Below are 20237 nucleotides of genomic sequence, written 5' to 3'. Positions count from 1 at the left end.
CTCTCACTGGGATTGTGCCCCTTTCGCGTCCGTCTCGTCCTCCGTGCGCCGATCTTGCGGTTGGTCCCACCCCGCGATGGCGAGCGCGTCGACCGGTTCGGCCGGCGCTGCCGGTACCCCCGCCGAAAACGCCGGACGTCGGCGCGTCGCGATCACGATCGCCGCGACCGTGGTGACCGCGACCACGACGCCGACCGCGGCTGTGGGCACCTCGAACAGCTTCAGCGCGCTGGCGATCAGCACGATGACCAGCGCGGCGCGGACCACGCCGGCCGGCGCCCGCGAGGACAGCCGGGCGCCGATGAGCACACCGGGCACGGAACCCACCAGGACCGCGGCGGCGAGGTCGAGCTGCAGGTCGCCGAAGATGGCATGGCCCAGGGCCGCGGCGGCGACCAGGGGGATGGCCTGGACGAGGTCGGTGCCGACGAGGTCGTTCGGGCGCAGCATGGGGTACAGCGCGAGCAGGATCACAATGATGAGCGAGCCCGACCCGACGGAGGTCATCCCGACCACCACCCCGCCGAGGGCGCCGAGCAGCACGGTGGGGACGGGGCGCACTGTCAGCGCTTTGTCGGACTTTTCACCTTTTCCGCTTTTGTACGCCTTGAGCAGTAGCCCGGCGACGGCGAGCAGGAGCGCGACGCCGAGCGCCAGGCGGACGATGTCCTGCACCGACTCGCCGTCGCCGAGCGCCCGCATGAGCAGCACGCCGAGGAACGCCGACGGGACGCTGCCCAGGCACAGCCACCGCACCAGCGCCCAGTTGACCGTGCCGCGGCGGGCGTGCACCCAGCCGCCGAAGGGCTTCATCACCGCGCTCGCCGCCAGGTCGCTGGAGACCGCCGCGAGGGGAGGGATCCCGAAGAACAGCACCAGGATCGGTGTCATCAGGGCGCCGCCGCCCATGCCGGTGAGGCCGACGACGACGCCGACACCGAGCCCGGCCAGGGCCATCACAGGATCCACCGCAGAATTGTGCACTATGCCGGTCGTCTTGGTCGGCTCGAAACCGGGCTGCGGGGGTGGACACCACCCCGATAGCGTGTGGCGATGCAGGTTGGTACCCAGGTCCGGGTGGTGTTCTGGTCCGTCGCGGCGACCGCCGCGCTGCTCGCCCTCGACGCCGGCGTGACGGCTGTCGTGCAGCGCGACCTGGCGGCGATGGACAGCGTGCTCATGTCACCGCGGCAGCTGCAGCAGGTCGAGGCCGACTACCACAACAACCTGCTCGTCGCCTCCGTCGGTGCCGTCATCATGCTGGTGCTGGTGCTGGTCGTCCGCCGGCACAACCCCAAGATCAGGGCGGCGGTCTGGGTCATCGGCCCGCTGCTCGCCCTCGCCCTGCTGTGCGGGCTCGTCGGCGGGCCCGAGTGGGCGGTCGCGCCGACCGGCGAGGAGCCGGAGCTGCTGCGGCAGGAGTATGCGCGGGCGGTGCCGGAGTGGTATCTGTGGGTGCACGGCACCGCCGGGCTTTTCGCGGCGGGCTTGCTGTTCTTCCTCGCCGGGTTCATGACCCGCAGCGACCTGCGTGAGTACTACCTGGAGTCGCACGGCACCGGGGGCGACTACCGTTCGTGGATCGACCGCACGAGCGCCTGACCGTATCCTGCTCGCGTGACCGCACCGAGGCCGCCGTCCTGGCGTGGCGCGCCGCCGGCGCCCCAGAAACGGATTCCTGACGACCTGCCCTTCGTTGTGCGGCGCAGCGCCGCCCGGGTGGCGGTGTTCCTCGGCGCCGTCTTCCTGGCCGTCTGGGCGCCGCTGACCGGCCTGCTGGCGTTCGGCCTGCTCGCCGGCGAGTCCCCGGACCGCACCGGCGGCGACGCCGTCGCGGTCGTGGCGTTCGGGTGCTGCGCGCTGCTGATGTTCGCCGCGGCGGTGGCCGTCGGGGTCCGCCTGATCGTCGCGGCCGGCCCGGTGCTCGCCCTCGACCACGCCGGTCTCTGGGTCAGGAACTCGCGGGCGCTGTGGGCCCGCGCGGTGTGGGTCCCGTGGGAGTCCGTCGAGCGGGCCGGCCCGCGCCGGGTCCTGCTCGCCCGCACGCTCGTCGTCGGCGTGGGCGGTCGGGTGCGTTATCTGGTACCGCTGCGGCTCAACGACCGCACCGAGGCGGAGATCATCGCGGCGGTCGCGAGCTTCCGCGGCTCGATCAGTACCTGAACCGTGACACCAGGCCGCGCAGCTCGTCGGACAGCGACGCCAGCTCCGCGGCGGCCTGCCGGCTCTCCCCGGTGCTCTGCGCCGTGGCCTGCGCGGCCGTCGCGACCCCGCTGATGTGCGCGGCGATCTCCGCGCCGAGGTTGGCGGCCTCACCGACGTTGCGGTTCATCTCGTTCGTCGTCGCGGTCTGCTCCTCCACGGCGCTGGCGATCGTCGTCTGATAATCGTTGATCCGGGCGATGATGTCGCCGATCTCGCTGATCGCCTCGACCGCGCGGCCGGTGTCGGCCTGGATCGCCTCCACCCGGCGGGAGATGTCCTCGGTCGCCTTCGCCGTCTCCTGCGCCAGGTCCTTCACCTCGCCGGCGACGACGGCGAAGCCCTTGCCGGACTCGCCGGCCCGGGCGGCCTCGATGGTGGCGTTGAGGGCGAGCAGGTTCGTCTGCTCGGCGATCGACGTGATCGCCTTGATGACCGAGCTGATCTGCGCCGAGGACTCGCCGAGGTTCGCGATCGTCGCGTTCGTCGACTGTGCCACCGCCACGGCCTGCGCGGCCACCCGGGCGCCCTCGTTGGCGCTGGCGGAGATCTCGCGGATCGACGAGCCCATCTCGTCGGCGCCGGTGGAGACCGTCTGCATGTTGCGCGACACCTGGTCCGCGCTGTGCGCGGCGGAGCTGGCCTGGGTGCTGGCCGAGTCGGCGTTCACCGCGATGCGGTCGCTGAGCGACGTGAGCTGCGAGGAGTTGGACGAGAGCGTGTCGGCGCTGGTACGCAATGCCCGCACCGTCTCCCGCACCGACTCGGTCGCCTGGTTGAGCGACGCCGCCATCTGCCCGACCTCGTCGCGGGACGTGACGGGGACGGTGTGGGTGAGGTCGCCGGACGCCACCTTCGCCAGGGACTCCGACACCTCCCGCAGCGGCCGCACGATCCGCCGGGTGATGGCCGTGGCCAGCAGCACCGCCAGCAGCAGCCCCACGACGATCACGGCGACGATCAGGCGTACCGCCGCGTGAAATGTGTCCGCGGTCGCCTTGACCTGCGCGTTGGCGTCGGCGACCTCGGCGTCGACCAGCGCCTGCAACGCGTCGTCCATCCGCGTCTGACCGTCGTCGAACGCCTTGATCAGCGCCTGGAGCTCCGTCGGGATCGTCATCCCGGCCGGCGGCGGCTGCTGGAACGCCACTGTGTCGCGCAGGCCGCGGTACTGTGTGGATGCCTTCTCGAACGCCTGGACTGCGCTCTCGTTCTTGCCGTGCTTCACTGAACGGTAGTCCGCGATCGCATTGTCGACGATCTTGTCGTCGGCGTGGGTCATCTGCACGAACTCCGCGAGGCTGGGGCCCTGCCCGCCACCGCCCGTGGTGGCGAAGAAGAACGCCAGGTCCGAGTACATCTTCTCGATGCCGCCGCGGGCCGCGTCCACGTGGCGCAGACCGTCGACGTTCTGCTCCTTGATCGTGGTGAGCCGGTCGTTGAGCGTGTTCATCCGCGCGATCGACAGGCCGCCGACCCCGATCGCCACGAGGATGACGATGACGACGGCCAGGTAGATCTTGCCGCCGACCCGCATGTCGTGGAAGGCGCGCAGCGGACCGGAGCGCGACGGAGCGTCGGAAGCGGTCACGGAGGTGCACCTCATTCGGGCGTACGGCATGGAAACAGCGTCTGACCGGGACATCGGCGTGACCTGACCGCACCTGAGAAGCAACCTGTCAGTTGGTTTTCCGGGTCCGGGGCTGCTGTTCCTGGCGTGCCGGGTTTGGTTTTCCCGACGCGTCGGGCACCACATCCGGCGAGGGTGCCACGGAAATGTCAGACCCTGCGGCTACGCTCGCGGGCAGCAGCGCACCAGGATCATTGGAGAGCATCGAGTTGACCGCACAACCCGAGACCATGTACGGGGCTGACGACCTCACGCTCCTCGAAGGGCTGGACGCTGTCCGCAAGCGGCCCGGCATGTACATCGGCTCGACCGACAGCCGCGGCGTCGCTCACCTGTTCAACGAGATCGTCGACAACTCCACCGACGAGGGCATCGCGGGGCACGCGACCCGCGTCGAGGTGACCCTGCACGCCGACGGTTCCGTCCAGGTCGACGACGACGGCCGCGGTATTCCCGTCGACGTGCACGCGAAGTCGGGCATGTCCGGGGTCGAGCTGGTGCTGACCCGGCTGCACGCCGGCGGCAAGTTCGGCGGCTCCGGCTACAAGACCTCCGGCGGCCTGCACGGCGTCGGCGCGTCCGCGGTCAACGCGCTGTCGCACCGCTTCGACGTGACCGTGCGCCACAGCGGCAAGGTCCACCACATGGCCTTCCAGCACGGCGTCCCCGGCGACTTCGACGGCCCAGGCCCGGCCGCGCCGTTCACCCGCCGCTCGGGCCTCAGCGTCACCGGCCGGATGAAGCGGGGCCAGTCCACCGGCACCTCGATCCGTTACTGGCATGACGCCCGCTATTTCGAGACCGGCGCCACGCTCGACATCGAGACGGTCCGCACCAAGCTGCGCAACACCGCGTTCCTCGTGCCCGGCGTCGTCTATGTGCTCAAGGACGCGACCGGCGGGCAGATCGCCACCGAGACATTCCAGTATCCCAACGGCCTCGCCGACATGGTGGAGTTCCTGGCGCCGTCCGGCGACCGGGCCGTCTGCGGCATGCTGCACATCACCGGCGAGGGCACCTACAAGGAGAATGCCGCCGACGAGAACGGCGTCATGAAGGCCAATGTCGAACGCCGCGCCGAGATCGAGATCGCGCTGCGCTGGGGCACCGGCTATGAGCGGATCGTGGAGTCGTTCACCAACACGATCCGCAACGTGCACGGCGGCACGCACCGGCGCGGCTTCGAGCGCGGCGCGCTGCGGGCACTCGCCGACGCGATCCGCAACACCCGCGGCCTGCTGCGGCCGAAGGAGGACCTGCCGACCCTCGACGACGTGCTCGAGGGCATGACGGCGGTCATCCACGTGCGCATCCCGGAGCCGCAGTTCACCTCGCAGACCAAGGACGAGCTGTCCACGGCGCCGGTCACCCGGGTCGTGCAGGCGATCGTCGAGCAGCAGGTGAAGGCGTGGGTCGAGGCCCGCAAGACCAAGGTCGAGGCCCGCACCGTCCTGCAGAAGATCGTCGACGCGGCGCGGGTGCGCCTCACCCAGAAGCAGCAGAAGGACGCCGCCCGGCGCAAGACCGCCCTGGAGGGCGCGTCGATGCCGGCGAAGCTCGTCGACTGCCGCTCCACCGGCGTGCAGCGCAGCGAGCTGTTCATCGTCGAGGGCGACAGCGCCCTCGGCACCGCCCGGATGGCCCGCTCCTCGGAATATCAGGCGCTGCTGCCGATCCGCGGCAAGATCCTCAACGTGCAGAAGGCCAACATCCAGCAGGTCCTGGACAACGCCGAGTGTTCCGCGATCGTGCAGGTGCTCGGCTCCGGCTCGGGCCGCACGTTCGACCTCGAGGCGATGCGCTACGGGCGGATTCTGATCATGGCCGACGCCGACGTCGACGGCTCGCACATCCGCACGCTGCTCATCACGCTGTTCGCCAAGTACATGCGCCCGGCGATCGCCGACGGCCGGCTCTATGCCGCCGTCCCGCCCCTGCACAAGATCGTCACCAAGGGCCGCAACCCGGAGACGATCTACACGTACACGCAGGCGGAGATGGTCAGCACCGTCACCCGGCTGGAGAAGGCCGGCAAGCAGGTCGTCACGCCGATCCCGCGGTTCAAGGGTCTCGGCGAGATGGACGCCGACGAGCTGTGGGACACCACGATGAATCCGGCGACCCGGGCCGTGCGACGGATCACCCTCGACGACGTCGAGAAGGCCGAGGAGGTCCTCGAGCTGCTCATGGGTGAGCGGGTCGAGCCCCGGCGCAACTGGCTCATCGACGCCGCGCCGCGGGTCGACCAAGAGAACATCGACGCCTGAGTCAGGAAGGGTAGTTCGCCGACATGGCACGCAAGGCCACACCAGTGAAGGCCGACCTGTCCGCTTTCGATCAGGCGGGTGCGCGGGTCCTCAACAACCCGCTCATCACCGAGGTCGAGGACTCCTACCTGGAGTATGCGTATTCGGTCATCCACTCCCGCGCGCTGCCCGACGCGCGGGACGGCCTCAAGCCGGTGCACCGCCGGATCCTGTTCTCGATGAGCGAGCAGGGGCACCGCCCCGACCGCGGTCACGTCAAGTCCTCCCGCGTCGTCGGTGACGTCATGGGTAAGTACCACCCCCACGGCGACAGCGCGATCTATGACGCCATGGTCCGCATGGCGCAGGACTTCTCGCTCAACGTGCCGCTCATCGACGGCCACGGCAACTTCGGCTCCCCGGACGACGGCCCGGCCGCCTCCCGGTATACCGAGGCAAGGATGTCGCGGGAGGCGATGCTGCTCGTCGGCGAGCTCGACGAGGGCACCGTGGACTTCCGGCCCAACTACGACGGCTCCCTCGAAGAGCCGTCGGTGCTGCCGGCCGCGTTCCCCAACCTGCTGGTCAACGGCTCCTCGGGCATCGCCGTCGGCATGGCCACCAACATGATCCCGCACAACCTCGGCGAGGTCGTCGCCGCGGCCCGGTGGCTCATCAACCACCCGGCGGCGACCCTGGACAAGCTCATGGAGTTCGTCCCCGGCCCCGACCTGCCGACCGGCGGGCTGCTGCTCGGCCTCGACGAGGTCCGCCGCGCCTACGAGACCGGCCGCGGCGTCGTGCGGATGCGCGGCCGGATCGAGATCGGCCTGCTCGAAGGCAGCCGCGGCCGCCAGGCGATCACCGTCACCGAGCTGCCCTATGGCATCGGCGCCGAGAAGGTCATCGAGAAGATCACCGACGAGGTCAACAAGACGAAGCGCCTGCAGGGCATCGCCGACGTCAAGGACCTCACCGACCGGGAGAACGGCACCCGCCTCGTCATCGAGTGCAAGGTCGGCGTCAACCCGCAGGCGCTGCTCGCCGACCTGTATCGGCTGACCCCGCTGGAGCAGTCCTTCGGCGTCAACAACCTCGTCCTCGTCGACGGCCAGCCGCAGACCCTCGGCCTCAAGCCGCTGCTCGAGGTCTTCCTGGCGCACCGCTATGAGGTCGTGACCCGGCGCACCGAGTTCCGCCGCAAGAAGCGCCAGGATCGGCTGCACCTCGTCGACGGCCTGCTCGTCGCGCTGCTGGACATCGACCGGGTCGTCGCCCTCATCCGCGCCAGCGAGAACGCGGCCGCCGCCAAGGCGTCGCTCATGAGCGAGTTCGGCCTCAGCGACATCCAAGCCACCTACATCCTCGACACCCCGCTGCGCCGCCTCACCCGCTACGACCGCATCGAGCTGGAGGCCGAGCAGGCCCGCCTCAACGAGGAGATCGCCGCGCTCAGCCAGATCCTCGACGACGAGAAGATCCTCAAGAAGGTCGTCTCCGACGAGCTCGCCGCCGTCGTCAAGGAGTTCGCCCAGCCGCGCCGCACCACCCTCATCGACGGCGACCTCAAGGAGGTCCTCGCCGCGTCCGTCCCCGCCGGCCCGCTCGAGGTGTCCGACGACCCGTGCCAGGTCCTGCTGTCCACGACCGGCCTTGTCGCCCGCACCGCCGCCGAGTCCGAGGAGGCGCCCGAGGGCAGCCGCAAGGCCGGCCGCGACAAGCACGACACCGTCCGCGGCGTCGTGCACACCACGGCCCGCGGCCAGGTCCTGCTCGTCACCAGCCTCGGCCGGGCGTTCAAGGTCGACGTCCTGCCGCTGCCGGTCCTGCCCGAGCAGACCGGCACCGTCTCCCTGCGCGGCGGCATGTCCACCGCCGAGCTGGTCCCGCTCCAGGCCGGCGAGACCGTCGTCGCCCTGGCCCCGCTCGCCGGCCCGGGCGCCGAAGGCTCACCCGGCCTCGCCCTCGGCACCCGCAACGGCATGGTGAAGATCTGCGCCCCCGAGTGGCCCGTCCGCGCCGACGAGTTCGAGGTCATCGGCCTCCGCGACGGCGACGAGGTCATCGGCGCCACCTGGCTCGTCGACGGCGCCGAGACCCTCGCGTTCGTCACCTCCGACGCGTCGCTGCTGCGCTTCCCCGCCAAGCTCGTGCGCCCGCAAGGCCTCAAGGGCGGCGGCATGGCCGGCATCGCCCTCCCCGAAGGCTCCCAGGTCCTCTTCTTCGGCGCCGTCAACACCCACGACCCGCAGCACGGCGAGCCCATGGTCGTCACCGCCACCATCGGCAACGCCAAGATGACCCCGCTGCGCCTCTACCCGGCGAAGGGCCGAGCCACCGGCGGCGTGCGAGCCCAGCGCTTCCTCAAGGGCGAGACCCGCCTGGTCCTCGCCTGGGTCGGCCCCCGCCCAGCCGCCTCCACCACGAAGGGCGAGCCCCGCGACCTGCCCGCCCCCGACCAGCGCCGCGACGGCTCAGGCGCCCAGCTGCGCGCCCCCGAGATCGTCGGCCACCTCGTCGAGCGCGGCTGACCCCGACACAACCAGCGCGGCTGACCCCGCACCACCAGCGCGGATGACCCTGCATCATCAGCGTGGCGGGCCGCCGACTGACGATCCGCGGCGGCTCGCGAGGACGCACCGGTCCGCCCGCACTGCACGGCACCCGCCGTGGTGCGGGCGAGGCGCCTGCCCGGCGGCCCGGACCGCCATGGCAGCGCGCTGGCACCACCGAGCCGCTCCGCTAGCTCGAGCCATCAGCCGCACGGATGCTGCGGGTGCTCGAATCGGCCCGGGACAAGTGCCCCAGCCAGATGCGGCACCGCAACCGCGGATCGGGCTCTGACACCGTTCCAGTCCGCGACGCCGTCGAGCTCACCTGCCGGGGTCACCGGACCGCCCATCCGTCCTGCCGAGCGACAGGACGCCCCCGCGACCGCTGCTGCTCGGCCGCGGGATGCGACGTCGACAGACCCCGCTCGCCATCGGCAGGGCATCGGTGCCACCCGGGCTGATCGACGAGGCGTTCGCCCCGGTATGTGATGGGCGCCGGTGCCGTTTCCACCACCGCGGGCAGCGTGCTCGCCGCCCGGTCGCAGCGGCGTGGCGGGGTGAGCCGGTCGCGTTCTGCGCAGCGGGCCGACGCCGGATCGGAATGAGGCCCGACCGGGTTTGAGGTAGCGCACAGTGTCGGCTGAGACGGACCGTTCTGTCGGTTTGGCAACGCTCCCACGGCGGTGTGGTCGTTACGGTCGCCGCATGTCGACGCCGTCCCTCGCCGAGGACATCATGATGCTCGCCCTGCATCCGGTCGAGCCGCGCAACGTCCTTGTCCATCCCGGGATCCGGTTTGCGCTGCGTACGTCGGAGATTCTCGACGGCATCCTGGCCGGTGCGCCGGTGCCGGCCGGGAAGGAGCTGCGCAAGGGTATCCGCGCCTCGTTCAAGACGCTGCAGCCGTGGCTCGATCGGCTGGTGGCCGAGGGGCGGTCGGCGCCGCAGTACCGTGGGTTCGTTCCGCGGGAGCGCCGGGAGTTGCTGCTTGACCACGCCGGTCGGGAGGCCGCCCAGCGTCGCCTCTATGAGGGGCTGCCGCAGTCGCCCGCCAGCACCCCGCCGGCCCGCAACGCGATGCTCGGCGCGCTGGTCGAGGTCGGTTGCCTCATGTCGTGGGCGGTGCCGCCGGGGCAGGCGAGCGGGCCCTGGACCGCCGCGGCGACGGCCGTCGTCCGTGGGCAGGTCGGGGTCGACGGCCTCCCGCCGGACCTGCTGCCGCCGATCATGCGGGTGATGCACGACGAGATCCAGCGCGACTGGGACTAACGGCTCCGCTGCGGCGGGTGGAACAGCTCGTAGGTTCGCTGGGCCGCGGGGAACATGGCCGCGAGCCGTGGCAGCTGCCTCGGCGGGGGCGGCTGTTGCGGCGACGGGTCGTCCCCTATCGCGGCCGCGACCCGGTCCGCGTGGTCGTGGAGGCCGTCCTCGTCGCCGGTGACCTGGCCGTACGCGTCGGTGGTCGCGTACTGGAAGGTCTCCATCCGCAGGACGTGCTGGTCCACGTCGCCCGTGACGATGCCGCGCACCGCGGGGTGCTCGGCGAGGTTGTCCGGGTCGCGCAGCACGAGGTCGTACCAGTGCCGGCCCAGTCCGACGACACCGGCGCGGAAGTCGCTGAAGCCGTCGTCGCCGCAGCCGTGCGTCATCAGGAACGCGGCGTGGTAGACGTCGTCCCGGTTGAGGTGTCCGCGCAGCGACGACGCCCGCACGTCGAACCCGGCGATCTCGTCGGCGCTCAGCCGGGTGAGGCGCTCGATCAACGCGGTCGCCAGGGCGATGTCGAGGTCGTGTTCGCCCAGACCCTTCCAGTCGACGGCGGCGTCGGCCCGGGCCGCCTCGATGATGTCCCAGCAGCGGTCCATGTCCACGGCTCGCATACTCGCACGCGCCCGCGTCAGGGCGTGTCCAGCACCGCGAGGTGACCCTGGGGGTCGTCACTGTCCTCGAGGGACTCGGCGAGGTCGGCGAAGGCCTCCTCGACCGGCTCCAGCCGGGCGAGCAGGTCCGCGAGGGGGCGCCTGCCGACGAACCGGGCGTGCCCTTTGCCGACGGCCAGCAGCGACAGCAGGGCGTCCTCGTTGCGGGTCGGGAGCGCGCCGGCGGCGTCCTCCCAGAACAGGACGTGATCCTCGGTGTCGTCGTCCTTGAAGGCGGCCGCGCCGGCCAGCATCAGCAGCAGCCGCCGGGCCGGAGCCTCCCAGGCGCCGGAGTAGCCGACCGTCCACAGGTACGCCTCCAGGGCGCCGTCCTGGTACCGCAGGACCGTGAGCGCCTCGGTGTCGTTGACCCGTGCGGTGAGCACGTCGCGGGGCGTCACGCCGGTTGCGACGTCGCTCCAGTCGGCGGGGGAGACGCGGTCCGACCAGTACCAGCCGGAGAACATCGCGGCCGGATTCGAGATGGACGCACCGATGGCGGTGTCGAGCCACGCGTCGAAACCCTTGCGGGGCATGGCGATCCGGGCGGCCGTGATGAACGTGAAGGACATGGGTGCGAAGCGTAGCAGGGCAGCTATTCCCACCGGGTATACCCGCCGGGTATAGTCGGCCGGCATGACGGTGTCGTACGCGTTGCTCGGGTTGCTGCAGGAGGCCGACCGGCACGGCTATGACCTCAAGCAGTCCTACGACCGGCGGTTCGGCGCCGTCCGGCCGGTGCGGTTCGGCCAGGTGTACCGGACGCTTGCGCAACTGCAGCGCGACGGGCTCGTCACGATCGCCGGCGTCGAGTCCGGTGCCGGTCCGGACCGCAAGCGCTACTCGATCACCGCGGAAGGGGTGACGGACTTGGAGCGCTGGTTGTCCGAACCCGAGGAGCCGCAGCCGCAGCTCCAGACGGTGCTGTTCCAGAAGGTCCTGCTGGCGTTGATGGCGGGGCGGCCCGCACTGGACTATCTCGACACGCAACGCGAGGCGCATCTCAAGGTGATGCGCGAGCTCACCTCGGCGCGCCGCACCGCTTCGCTGCGAGCCGGGCTGCTCATCGACTTCCAGCTGTTCCACATCGAGGCGGACCTGCGGTGGATCGACCACGCGTCCGGCCGCCTGGACCATTTCGCCGACGAGATGGAGATCGGGCCATGAGCGTGCTGGTCGGACAGGGGCTGCACAAGACGTTCGGGGTGACGCCGGCCCTGCGCGGCGTGGACATCGCGGTCGCCGCGGGTGAGGTGCTCGCCGTGATGGGGCCGAGCGGCGCGGGGAAGTCCACGCTGCTGCACTGCCTGGCCGGCATTCTCCAGCCGGACTCCGGCGAGGTGATCTTCGAGGGCCGGCCGGTCAACCGGATGCCGGACCGGGAGCGGAGCCGGTTGCGCAGGAGCGTGTTCGGCTACGTGTTCCAGTTCGGCCAGCTGGTGCCGGAGCTGCGGGTGCTGGAGAACATCGCGCTGCCGCTGCTGCTGGCCGGCAAGGGGCGGCGGGCCGCTCTGGCGGCCGCGGAGCAGTGGCTGCCGCGGCTGGGACTGCAGGACGTCGGGCAGCGGCTGGCCGGGGAGGTCTCCGGTGGGCAGGGCCAGCGGGCGGCGATCGCCCGCGCCCTGATCGCCGGGCCGCGCGTGGTGTTCGCCGACGAGCCCACCGGTTCGCTCGACTCGGTCGCCGCCGACGAGGTGATGGAGCTGCTCGTGACGGCGGCGAAGACCGAAGGCGCAGGCGTCGTGGTGGTCACGCACGAGGCACGGGTCGCGGCGTACGCCGACCGCCAGGTCACCGTCCGGGACGGGCGGATCGTGCTGCCGGCGTCCATGTCGAGGGCGTCATGAACCTCATGCTGGGCATCAGGATGGCGTTCGGCGGCGGGCGGGAGGCGGTCGCTCGGATGGCGCTGATGACGATCGGCGTCGCGGTCGGCGTGATGCTGCTCCTGCTGAGCCTGACCGGGCTGCCCATCAGCCAGCGGCACGTGGACCGCCTGGCCTGGCACCGCACCGACTCGGCCAGCCCGGCGACCGCACCCGACCCGGCGCTGTGGCTCGCCGTCACCGACCGGTACGCGGGCAAGGACGTCATCCGGGTGCACGTCGCGGCGCTGGGGGAGCGGCCGCCGGTGCCGCCCGGCGTCGGCCGGCTGCCGGGCCCGGGCGAGGTGCTGGTGTCGCCGGCGCTCGCCGAGCTGCTCCGGTCCGTGCCCGACGACCAGCTGCGCGACCGGTTCCCCGGGAGGATCGTCGGCACGATCGGCGACGCCGGCCTGATCATGCCCGACGAACTGGTCGGCATCGTGGGGCGGACGCCGGAGCAGATGCGCGCCACCGCCGGCACGATCGAGATCCACGGCATCGAGCAGCCGGGGGAGCGCCTCGACCTGTACGCCATCCTCGGCGTCCTCCTCGGGCTGCTCGCCGCGCTCATCATCGGCCCGGTCGCGGTCTTCGTCTCCATGGCCGCCAGGGTCGGCGGGGTGCGGCGCGAGCAGCGCTTCGCCGCGCTCCGGCTGGCCGGCGCGACCCGGCTGCAGACCGCGACGCTCGCCGCGACCGAGACCGCCGGCGCGGCGCTCGTCGGGATCGCGGTCGGCTGCGGGGCTTTCGCCGCGCTGCGGCCGGTCTTCGCGCAGGGCATCACGCTGGGCCACGGCATGCCGATCTTCCCGCAGGACATCCGGGTACCGGTGGTGCCGGCGGTGGTGGCGCTCACCGCGGTGTTCGTCCTCGCCGTCGGCACTGCACTGGTGACGCTCGCCGCGGTGCAGGCGATGCCGCTCGGCGTGTTCCGGCGCGGGCGTCGCCGGGCACCGCGGGCCTGGCGGCTGCTGCCCCTCGCCTTCGGGATCCTCGGTTCGTGGTACGCCGCCGACCTGAGCAACGACCCCGACCAGGAGCCGCCCGTGTACGTGGCGCTGCTCGCCGCCGTCGCTTCGCTGGCCACGCTGGTGGGCTTCTTCCTGGTCGGGGCCTGGGTGTGTCACTGGGCCGCCCGTGGCCTGGCCCGGCTCGGCGCCGGCCCGACCACGCTGATGGTGGCGCGCCGGATCGCCGCCGACCCGTACAGCGCGTTCCGGTCCATCAGCGGCGCCGCCCTTGCCATGTACGTGGCGACCTCCATCGCCCTCGTCGCGGCGCAGGGCAAGCCAGCGGCGGCGGACACCCCGTCGGTGCTGGACGGCGGGGTCGTCGCCGTCCACGTGCAGGGCGTGCCCGAGGAAGTCCTTGCCCCGCTCATGACCGGTGACGTGACGATCGCTCGGCGCGACCCGTCCCGCCAGGTCGTGATCTCCTGCGCCGACCTGGCCAAGGTGACGGACCTGGGCTGCCCGCTGCCGCGGTACGTCGAGGGTCCGACGGGCAACGAGGACTATCTCGCCCTGGAGGACCTGTTCGAGCTGCCGTACCCCGGGGCGAGCGGCGCCGACGGGATCTTCGTCGCCGACGGTTTCGCCGAGCCGGGCCCGGACGCCGGTCAGCTGGCGATCCAGACGCTGTTCATCCGGACCGACGGGACCGTCGCGGCGCAGGAGCGCATCCGCACCGTCGCCGCCGTCGCGGTGCCGCTGTCGCGCAGCAAGACCAGCCAGGACCTGCCGCGCCGCAACGCCGCCGGATCGGTCACCGGCCTGGCGAACGTGCTGCCCTACGCCATGGTGTTCGTCCTGCTGGTCGCCGCGTGCAGCCTGACCGTCTCGGTGATCAACGGCGTGCTGGAGCGCCGGCGCCCGTTCGCGGTGCTGCGCGCGTCCGGCATGCGCCTGGGCCAGCTGCGCGGGGTCGTCATGCTCGAGATCGGGCTGCCGCTGGCGCTCAGCGTGCTCGGCGGCGTCGGGCTGGCGATGCTGGGCACGTCCGTGTCGATACCGTCAGGGCAGTGGAACTGGCCGGACGCCGGCTTCTTCGCCGGGCTCGGCGCCGCGACCCTCGCGGCGTTCGCGGTGTCGCTCATCGCGCTGCCGTTCATGGACATCGCGACCAGGCACGACACGGTCCGCTTCGAGTGACCGTCAGCCGCCGACGTGGATCCCTGGGCGCCGGGCCGGGTCCGGCTCGGCGGAGCGGATGATCTCGCGCACGACCGGGGCGGTGTCGCCGCGGCCGAGGATCAGGTACCGGAAGAGATGGCCGAGCGGGTTGCCCTCGGCCCACGCGAAGTAGGCGTGCGGGCGGACCCCCGTCGCGTTGCGCAGGGCAAGCAGGATGGCGGCCATCGCGTTCGGGGCGGCGGGACTCTCCGTGCGCAGGATGCGGTGGTTGCCGACCTGCACGCCCCGGACGTGCAGGGTGCCGCTGAACGTGGACGGGTCGACGACGGTGACCTCGAGGAAGAGGACGTCGGCGCGGCCGGGCACCGGGTTGACGCCGCGCTGCTCGCGTTCCTTGTCCGCGTACTCCGCCTCGTCGCCGGACTCGCGGTGGGCGATGAGGTTGAGCTCGCCGTCGTAGTCGATGGAGTCGGTGACGAAGCGGCGGGCGGCATCGTCGAACTCGATGGCGTCGGCGCGCAGCTCGGTGGTGCGGGTGACCCGCGAGACGAGTGACACGACGACGATGCCGGCGATGAAGATGCCGGAGATCGTGATGCCGTCGGGTTTCTCGATGACGTTGGCGACCAGGGCGTACAGCAGGATCAGGGTCAGCACGGTGAACATGACCGTGGCGGCGCGCTGGCCGGCGCGGGCGGCGGAGATGGTCACGGCGACCGCACCGGAGACCATCATGGCCAGGATGCCGGTGGCGTAGGCGCCGGCCTGCGCGTTGACGTCGGCGCCGAAGGCGATGGTGATGCCGACGCTGATCGCGGTGTAGACCAGCACGATCGGCCGCACGGCGCGGCCCCACTCGGGCGCCATGCCGTAGGACGGCAGGTAGCGGGGGATGATGTTGATCAGTCCGGCCATCGCCGAGGCGCCCGCGAACCACAGGATGAGGACGCTGGAGACGTCGTAGGCGGTGCCGAACATGTTGCCGAGCTTCTCGTGCGCGAGGTAGGCCAGAGCCCGGCCGTTCGCGGCGCCGCCCGGCTGGAACTCTTTCGCGGGGATGAGGACCGTCGTGATGAAGCTGGTCGCCACGAGGTACACCGACATGATGACGGCGGCCGTGGTCAGCAGCAGCTTCGTGTTGCGCAGCCGGGACGCGCGCCGCTCCTCGTCGGTCGTGCCGTCGGCGGCGATGAGGGGCATCATGCTGACCCCGGTCTCGAAGCCGGACAGGCCGAGGACCAGGGACGGGAACGCGACCAGCGCCGGCAGGACCAGGCCGCCGAAGCCGCTGCCGTGTTCGGTGGTCAGCGCGTGCCGCCAGTCGGCGAGCGCGCCGGCGGTGGTGAAGACGTCGATCGTGCCGACGACCACGATGACGGCGTTGAGCAGCAGGAACACGGCGACGAGGGGGATGGCCACGGCGACGGCCTCGCTGAAGCCGAGCAGGAACACGCCGCCGAGGATGAGCAGCAGCACGACCGTGATGATGACCTCGTGGCCGTGGATGAAGTCCGGGAAGACCGGGTTCTCGCTCATGTGCACCGAGGCGTCGGCGGCTGACAGGGTGATCGTGATGATCCAGGAGGTCGCGACGAAGCCGAGCAGCACCAGGACGAACAGCTTCCCGCGCCAGAACGGCAGCAGGTGCTCCAGCATCGCCACCGAGCCCTGGCCGTGCGGGCTTTCCCGGGCGACCCGCCGGTACATCGGCAGCATCCCCAGCAGGGTCAGCGCGACGATCAGGAGAGTGGCCAGCGGCGACAGGGCACCGGCGGCGAGCGCGGCGATCGCCGGCAGGTAGGACAGCGTGGAGAAGTAGTCGACGCCGGTCAGCGACATGACCTTCCACCAGGCCTGTGGCTCGGCGTGATCCTCCTGCGCCTCCGGGCCGATCGGGGCCACGCGGTGCGCCAGCAGCCAGCGGCTGACCGGGTTGCCCGGCGGGCTCGGCGGCGCCGGGCTGTCGACCTTCGCGGGCAGGAGGTATTCAGGTGCGGTCATCTACAGCCAACCAGATCGTCGGAACAAACGGTGCAGGACCACCGAACCGGCGGCCATGATCAGAATTGTCAGGTAGAAGCCGTACTGCCACTGCAGTCCCGGGATGCGTTCGAAGTTCATGCCGTAGATCCCGGCGATGGCGGTCTGCAGCGCGGCGATCGCGGCCCACGAGGCGATCTTACGCATGTCGTTGTTCTGGTCCAGGCCGACCTGGGCGAGGCGGGCCTGCAGGATCGAGTCGAGCAGCTCGTTGTCCCCGGAGACCCGGTCGACGACCTGGGTGAGCCGGCCGAGCAGGTCGGCGAAGTACTGCCGCAGCTGCGGTGGCATCTCCACGACGGCCGGGTCGTTCATCCGCCGCAGCGGCGCCTGCAGCGGCAGTACCGCCCGCTTGAACTCCACCAGCTCCCGTTTCAGCTGGTAGATCTGCTGGACGTCGCAGCCGCCCACGCGCAGGAACGCGGTCTGCTCCAGCTGCTCGACGTCCTGCTCCACGTCCTGCGCGACCTCGTGGTAGACCTCGACCATCCGGTCGCACACCGCGTACGCGACCGCCCACGGGCCGTGGCCGAGCATCGCCGGGCGCTGCTCGAGGTGGTGGCGCACGTCGGCGAGCGCGCCGGCCCCGCCGTGCCGGACGGACACGACGAAGTGCGCGCCGATGAGCAGCGTCACCGCGCCCGTGTCGACGACCTCGGAGGTGGCGGTGAGCTGGGCGTGCTCGACATACCGGGCGGTGCGGACCACCAGCATCGTCACGTCGCCGCGGCGCTCGACCGCGGGCCGGCGCTCGGCCGCGAGGGCCTTCTCGGTGGTGAGGTCGTCCAGGCCGATCTCCTCGGCGACGGCCGCGAACTGCGCCCACGTCGGCTCGAACAGGCCCAGCCAGACGAACCCGTTGCGCCGCCGGCGGGCCGCCGCGTACGCCTCGTGGAACGTCTGCCCACCGGGCTGGCGGACGCCACGCACGTAGAGCGCGCAGTCGACGACCGCGTCGTCCTGCGAGGCGTCGGCGAGCAGGTGGGGCAGCGGCGCCTCCGGCTGGAGGTGGCGCATCATCCGGCCGATCATCCGGCCGACCGTCCGGCCAACCTTGACCTGCTGCACTGCTGAGCCCCTTTCGCGTCGCGCTCCGCGACACGCTACCGCGTTGATCGTGGCGGGGCCTGGTGTGCCGCGGTCACTCCCGGACAGCGGCCGGGCGCGGCGACGGGCTGCAGTGGGTCAGCTGCCGGGCAGTGCCCGGGAGCGGCGGCGGGGTGCAGTGGGTCAGCTGCCGGGCAGCGCCCTGGCCGGCTCGTCGCTCTCGTCGAGCACGACATAGAAGAGCGTGCCCAGCACGAGCAGCGTGACGGCGAAGACCTGCCAGCCGAGCGCGACCCCGGCGATCGTGACGACCACGCACTGCACGACCAGCGCCACGATCGTCCAGCGCCGGGCCGCGCGCTGCCGCAGCGCCGCGACGAGCAGCCGTCCGCTCAAGGCGACCAGCAGCAGCCCGAGCACGACGGCGGCGACGCGGATCGCGACCTGCGCGTGGCTGGGGTCAGCGCCGTTGAGCGACATCGAATACGCGCCGATCACCCCGCCGACCACGAACAGGGCGGCGCCGACGACCACGCCTTCGACGAGGATCCCGACCGCCGCGATGACCTGTGCCACCATTCGCATCCGGTCAAGTTACTCCCGGGTAGCCCAGGCTTCAAGACCTGTCGATGGGCGGATTCAGCACTCCGGACAGTGCCTCCCGCGGTGCGGCGGAGATCGTGGAGAGAGCGCTCTCTGGAGTGTCGAGATCCTTGATTGAGTTGCGGCAGGGATTCTTCGGGAGTTGATAAAAGTCGCTTTGAGCTGGGATGACTGCTGCAGGAATGGCCTCTGGTGTTGACAGTGATAGCTCTTAACTGTATTAACAATTATCAACGCCTGAGAGCGCTCTCAGCATCACCGGACCGGTTCGCCGATAGCTTGCCCCGCCGGAACGGCGAACCGACACCGGCTCAGTCGTCCGTTGACATCTGCACCCTTCGGAGGGAAGCGATGACAGCACAATCAGACTCGGGCGCCGCCATGCCCGAGACACGGCACCGAACCAGGATCAGAATCCTCGCCGCGGCGGCGGTCGCGGCGGCGGTGGTGGCCGTCCCGGTCGCCACGGCGTTCCACGCGGAGGCGGCCGCACCGCCCACCCCCACCGGTTGGACCCCGAACTTCCTGGACGACTTCACCGGCAACAGCCTCAACGGTGGCAACTGGCAGGTCGATGCGGGCACGTCGTACCCGGGTGGCCCGGCGAACTTCGGCACCGGCGAGGTCGAGACCTCCTCGGCCAGTGCGGTGTCGGTGGCCAACGGAAACCTGCGCATCACCGCCACCGGCGGCGGACTGGGTCCGTGGACGGCAGCCCGGATCGAGACCAACCGGGCCGACTTCCAACCGCCCGCCGGCGGCAAGCTGCGGGTCGAGGCCCGGCTGCAGCTTCCCGAGGCGCCCAACGGAAACTCCGCCGGGTACTGGCCGGCCTTCTGGATGCTGGGCGGCCCATACCGGGGGAACTGGTGGAACTGGCCGGGTGTCGGCGAGTTCGACATCATGGAGTCGGTCAATGGAGCCAACCGGACCTGGCAGACCATGCACTGCGGCACCTCTCCGGGGGGTGTGTGCAACGAGAAGTCCGGCGTCGGCAACGGCGGCCCGTCCGGCTGTACGCCGATGGCGTGCACCAAGGGCATGCACCGCTACACCCTGGACTGGTCCCGGGCCGACAACTCGGCCACCTGGTATGTCGACGGCCGCCAGGTGTGGCGCACGCAGCGCGGGGGCAACATCGACCCGGCCGCGTGGGACGCAGCCACCAACCACGGCTTCATCATCATCCTGAACCTCGCCATGGGCGGTGAGATGCCGTGCAACACCCTCGGTTGTCTCAGCAGCGGCACCGGTGGCGGCGGGCACCTGGACGTCGACTACGTCGCGGCCTACACCGGCCCGGCCAACGCGCCGCCCCCGGCGCTGGGACCCGGCGACGGAACCGGGACATCACCAACCCCCGGGCCGTCGACCTGTGGCCCGCTGATCTCGCAGGGCAGGCCCACCACCTCCTCCGGCAACGAGAACGCGACGCTGGCGCCGCAGTACGCGGTGGACGGCAACCTCGCCACCCGTTGGTCCTCGCTGTTCTCCGACCCGCAGTGGATGCAGGTCGACCTCGGCGGCGCCGTTCCCATCAGCCGCGTCAAGCTCACCTGGGAGGCAGCGTACGCGTCGGCCTACCAGATACAGGTGTCCAACGCGGCGGGCGGCCCATGGACCGTCGCGGTCAACAACCTGTACGGCGCCGGCGGAGTGGAGGACCTGGCCGTCAACGCCACCGCCAGATACGTGCGGATGTACGGCACCGCCCGCGCCACCGGGTACGGGTACTCGCTGTTCGAGTTCCAGGTGTACGGCGCCTGCGGGACCAGTCCTTCGCCTCCGGCTGGCACCTCCAGCCCGCCCGGTGGCACGTCCAGCCCGCCGGGCAGCACCACGCCGCCTCCCGGTCAGTACCCGGCCTGGGCGCCCAGCACCGCCTACCACGTGGGTGACCGGGTCTCGTACTCCGGCCTCAACTACCAGTGCCGGCAGGCACACACGTCGATCGTGACCTGGGAGCCGTCGAACACTCCGGCGCTCTGGTTGCAGATCTAG

The 20237-nt window shown here is 71.2% G+C and carries 16 protein-coding genes; 9 read left to right on the top strand and 7 right to left on the bottom strand.

Annotation, left to right across the window (positions count from 1 at the left end):
• Positions 1–3: 3 nt before the first annotated feature.
• A complete protein-coding gene (locus tag AB0K00_RS28130) occupies positions 4–969 on the bottom strand; it encodes a sulfite exporter TauE/SafE family protein (RefSeq protein ID WP_363525761.1) in 966 nt (321 codons plus the stop codon).
• An 84-nt stretch (positions 970–1053) separates the two neighbouring features.
• Between AB0K00_RS28130 and AB0K00_RS28125 the strand changes: the two genes are divergently transcribed.
• Together AB0K00_RS28125 and AB0K00_RS28120 are read left to right on the top strand one after the other, a co-directional pair.
• Entirely contained in the window at positions 1054–1602 is a 549-nt protein-coding gene (locus tag AB0K00_RS28125) for a hypothetical protein (RefSeq protein ID WP_363525758.1), read from the top strand.
• 15 nt (positions 1603–1617) lie between these two features.
• On the top strand, positions 1618–2163 hold the full coding sequence (locus AB0K00_RS28120; protein ID WP_363525755.1) for a hypothetical protein: 546 nt from the start codon (positions 1618–1620) through the stop codon (positions 2161–2163).
• On the opposite strand, the gene AB0K00_RS28115 is transcribed toward AB0K00_RS28120, so the two are convergent.
• A complete protein-coding gene (locus AB0K00_RS28115) occupies positions 2153–3793 on the bottom strand; it encodes a methyl-accepting chemotaxis protein (protein ID WP_363525752.1) in 1641 nt (546 codons plus the stop codon). The genes AB0K00_RS28120 and AB0K00_RS28115 overlap by 11 nt on opposite strands.
• A 185-nt stretch (positions 3794–3978) precedes the next feature.
• On the opposite strand from AB0K00_RS28115, the gene AB0K00_RS28110 reads away from it, so the two are divergent.
• From AB0K00_RS28110 to AB0K00_RS28100, 3 genes are all read left to right on the top strand, one after another.
• Positions 3979–6099, top strand: a complete 2121-nt coding sequence (locus AB0K00_RS28110; protein WP_363525750.1) for a DNA topoisomerase IV subunit B — start codon at positions 3979–3981, stop codon at positions 6097–6099.
• A gap of 23 nt (positions 6100–6122) precedes the next feature.
• Entirely contained in the window at positions 6123–8609 is a 2487-nt protein-coding gene (locus tag AB0K00_RS28105) for a DNA topoisomerase IV subunit A (RefSeq protein ID WP_363525747.1), read from the top strand.
• 726 nt (positions 8610–9335) lie between these two features.
• A complete protein-coding gene (locus tag AB0K00_RS28100) occupies positions 9336–9899 on the top strand; it encodes a hypothetical protein (protein WP_363525744.1) in 564 nt (187 codons plus the stop codon).
• Here AB0K00_RS28100 and AB0K00_RS28095 read toward each other — a convergent pair.
• Both AB0K00_RS28095 and AB0K00_RS28090 read right to left on the bottom strand, forming a co-directional pair.
• Positions 9896–10510 (bottom strand): DUF4240 domain-containing protein, encoded by a 615-nt coding sequence (locus tag AB0K00_RS28095; RefSeq protein ID WP_363525741.1) that lies wholly within the window; start codon positions 10508–10510, stop codon positions 9896–9898. The genes AB0K00_RS28100 and AB0K00_RS28095 overlap by 4 nt on opposite strands.
• Positions 10511–10527: 17 nt before the next feature.
• Positions 10528–11121: a hypothetical protein gene (locus AB0K00_RS28090; RefSeq protein ID WP_363525738.1), complete on the bottom strand. Its 594-nt coding sequence runs from the start codon at positions 11119–11121 to the stop codon at positions 10528–10530.
• Between the two features lie 64 nt (positions 11122–11185).
• On the opposite strand from AB0K00_RS28090, the gene AB0K00_RS28085 reads away from it, so the two are divergent.
• Genes AB0K00_RS28085 through AB0K00_RS28075 form a run of 3 tightly spaced genes read left to right on the top strand, consistent with a single transcriptional unit; the run spans position 11186 to position 14564 of the window.
• A complete protein-coding gene (locus AB0K00_RS28085; protein ID WP_363525735.1) occupies positions 11186–11716 on the top strand; it encodes a PadR family transcriptional regulator in 531 nt (176 codons plus the stop codon).
• The gene (locus tag AB0K00_RS28080) at positions 11713–12396 is read left to right on the top strand and encodes an ABC transporter ATP-binding protein (protein WP_363525732.1); all 684 of its coding nucleotides are present in this window, start codon (positions 11713–11715) and stop codon (positions 12394–12396) included. Before AB0K00_RS28085 ends, AB0K00_RS28080 begins: the two co-directional genes overlap by 4 nt.
• Positions 12393–14564, top strand: coding sequence for an FtsX-like permease family protein (locus AB0K00_RS28075; protein WP_363525729.1), 2172 nt, complete (start codon positions 12393–12395; stop codon positions 14562–14564). The genes AB0K00_RS28080 and AB0K00_RS28075 overlap by 4 nt, the downstream gene beginning before the upstream one ends.
• Before the next feature lie 3 nt (positions 14565–14567).
• Here the strand turns inward: AB0K00_RS28075 and AB0K00_RS28070 are convergent, their stop codons facing one another.
• The 3 genes from AB0K00_RS28070 to AB0K00_RS28060 form a co-directional block, all read right to left on the bottom strand.
• The gene (locus AB0K00_RS28070; RefSeq protein WP_363525727.1) at positions 14568–16547 is read right to left on the bottom strand and encodes an amino acid transporter; all 1980 of its coding nucleotides are present in this window, start codon (positions 16545–16547) and stop codon (positions 14568–14570) included.
• On the bottom strand, positions 16548–17654 hold the full coding sequence (locus tag AB0K00_RS28065; protein WP_363525724.1) for a magnesium and cobalt transport protein CorA: 1107 nt from the start codon (positions 17652–17654) through the stop codon (positions 16548–16550).
• A gap of 162 nt (positions 17655–17816) precedes the next feature.
• Entirely contained in the window at positions 17817–18218 is a 402-nt protein-coding gene (locus AB0K00_RS28060) for a hypothetical protein (RefSeq protein WP_363525721.1), read from the bottom strand.
• 369 nt (positions 18219–18587) lie between these two features.
• Here AB0K00_RS28060 and AB0K00_RS28055 point away from each other — a divergent pair, with 369 nt between their 5' ends.
• A complete protein-coding gene (locus tag AB0K00_RS28055) occupies positions 18588–20237 on the top strand; it encodes a discoidin domain-containing protein (RefSeq protein WP_363525718.1) in 1650 nt (549 codons plus the stop codon).

Origin of the sequence: Dactylosporangium sp. NPDC049525 (assembly GCF_040676755.1) — a bacterium.
GTDB lineage: Bacteria > Actinomycetota > Actinomycetes > Mycobacteriales > Micromonosporaceae > Dactylosporangium.
This window is presented reverse-complemented; position numbering and strand designations above follow the sequence as displayed.

Excerpts from the sequence above, each read along its gene's own strand:
- AB0K00_RS28125 (WP_363525758.1), top strand. The coding sequence starts at position 1,054 with ATGCAGGTTGGTACCCAGGTCCGGGTGGTGTTCTGGTCCGTCGCGGCG.
- AB0K00_RS28110 (WP_363525750.1), top strand. The coding sequence starts at position 3,979 with ATGTCAGACCCTGCGGCTACGCTCGCGGGCAGCAGCGCACCAGGATCA.
- AB0K00_RS28105 (WP_363525747.1), top strand. The coding sequence starts at position 6,123 with ATGGCACGCAAGGCCACACCAGTGAAGGCCGACCTGTCCGCTTTCGAT.
- AB0K00_RS28100 (WP_363525744.1), top strand. The coding sequence starts at position 9,336 with ATGTCGACGCCGTCCCTCGCCGAGGACATCATGATGCTCGCCCTGCAT.
- AB0K00_RS28095 (WP_363525741.1), bottom strand. The coding sequence starts at position 10,510 with ATGCGAGCCGTGGACATGGACCGCTGCTGGGACATCATCGAGGCGGCC.
- AB0K00_RS28090 (WP_363525738.1), bottom strand. The coding sequence starts at position 11,121 with ATGTCCTTCACGTTCATCACGGCCGCCCGGATCGCCATGCCCCGCAAG.
- AB0K00_RS28085 (WP_363525735.1), top strand. The coding sequence starts at position 11,186 with ATGACGGTGTCGTACGCGTTGCTCGGGTTGCTGCAGGAGGCCGACCGG.
- AB0K00_RS28080 (WP_363525732.1), top strand. The coding sequence starts at position 11,713 with ATGAGCGTGCTGGTCGGACAGGGGCTGCACAAGACGTTCGGGGTGACG.
- AB0K00_RS28075 (WP_363525729.1), top strand. The coding sequence starts at position 12,393 with ATGAACCTCATGCTGGGCATCAGGATGGCGTTCGGCGGCGGGCGGGAG.
- AB0K00_RS28070 (WP_363525727.1), bottom strand. The coding sequence starts at position 16,547 with ATGACCGCACCTGAATACCTCCTGCCCGCGAAGGTCGACAGCCCGGCG.
- AB0K00_RS28060 (WP_363525721.1), bottom strand. The coding sequence starts at position 18,218 with ATGCGAATGGTGGCACAGGTCATCGCGGCGGTCGGGATCCTCGTCGAA.
- AB0K00_RS28055 (WP_363525718.1), top strand. The coding sequence starts at position 18,588 with ATGACAGCACAATCAGACTCGGGCGCCGCCATGCCCGAGACACGGCAC.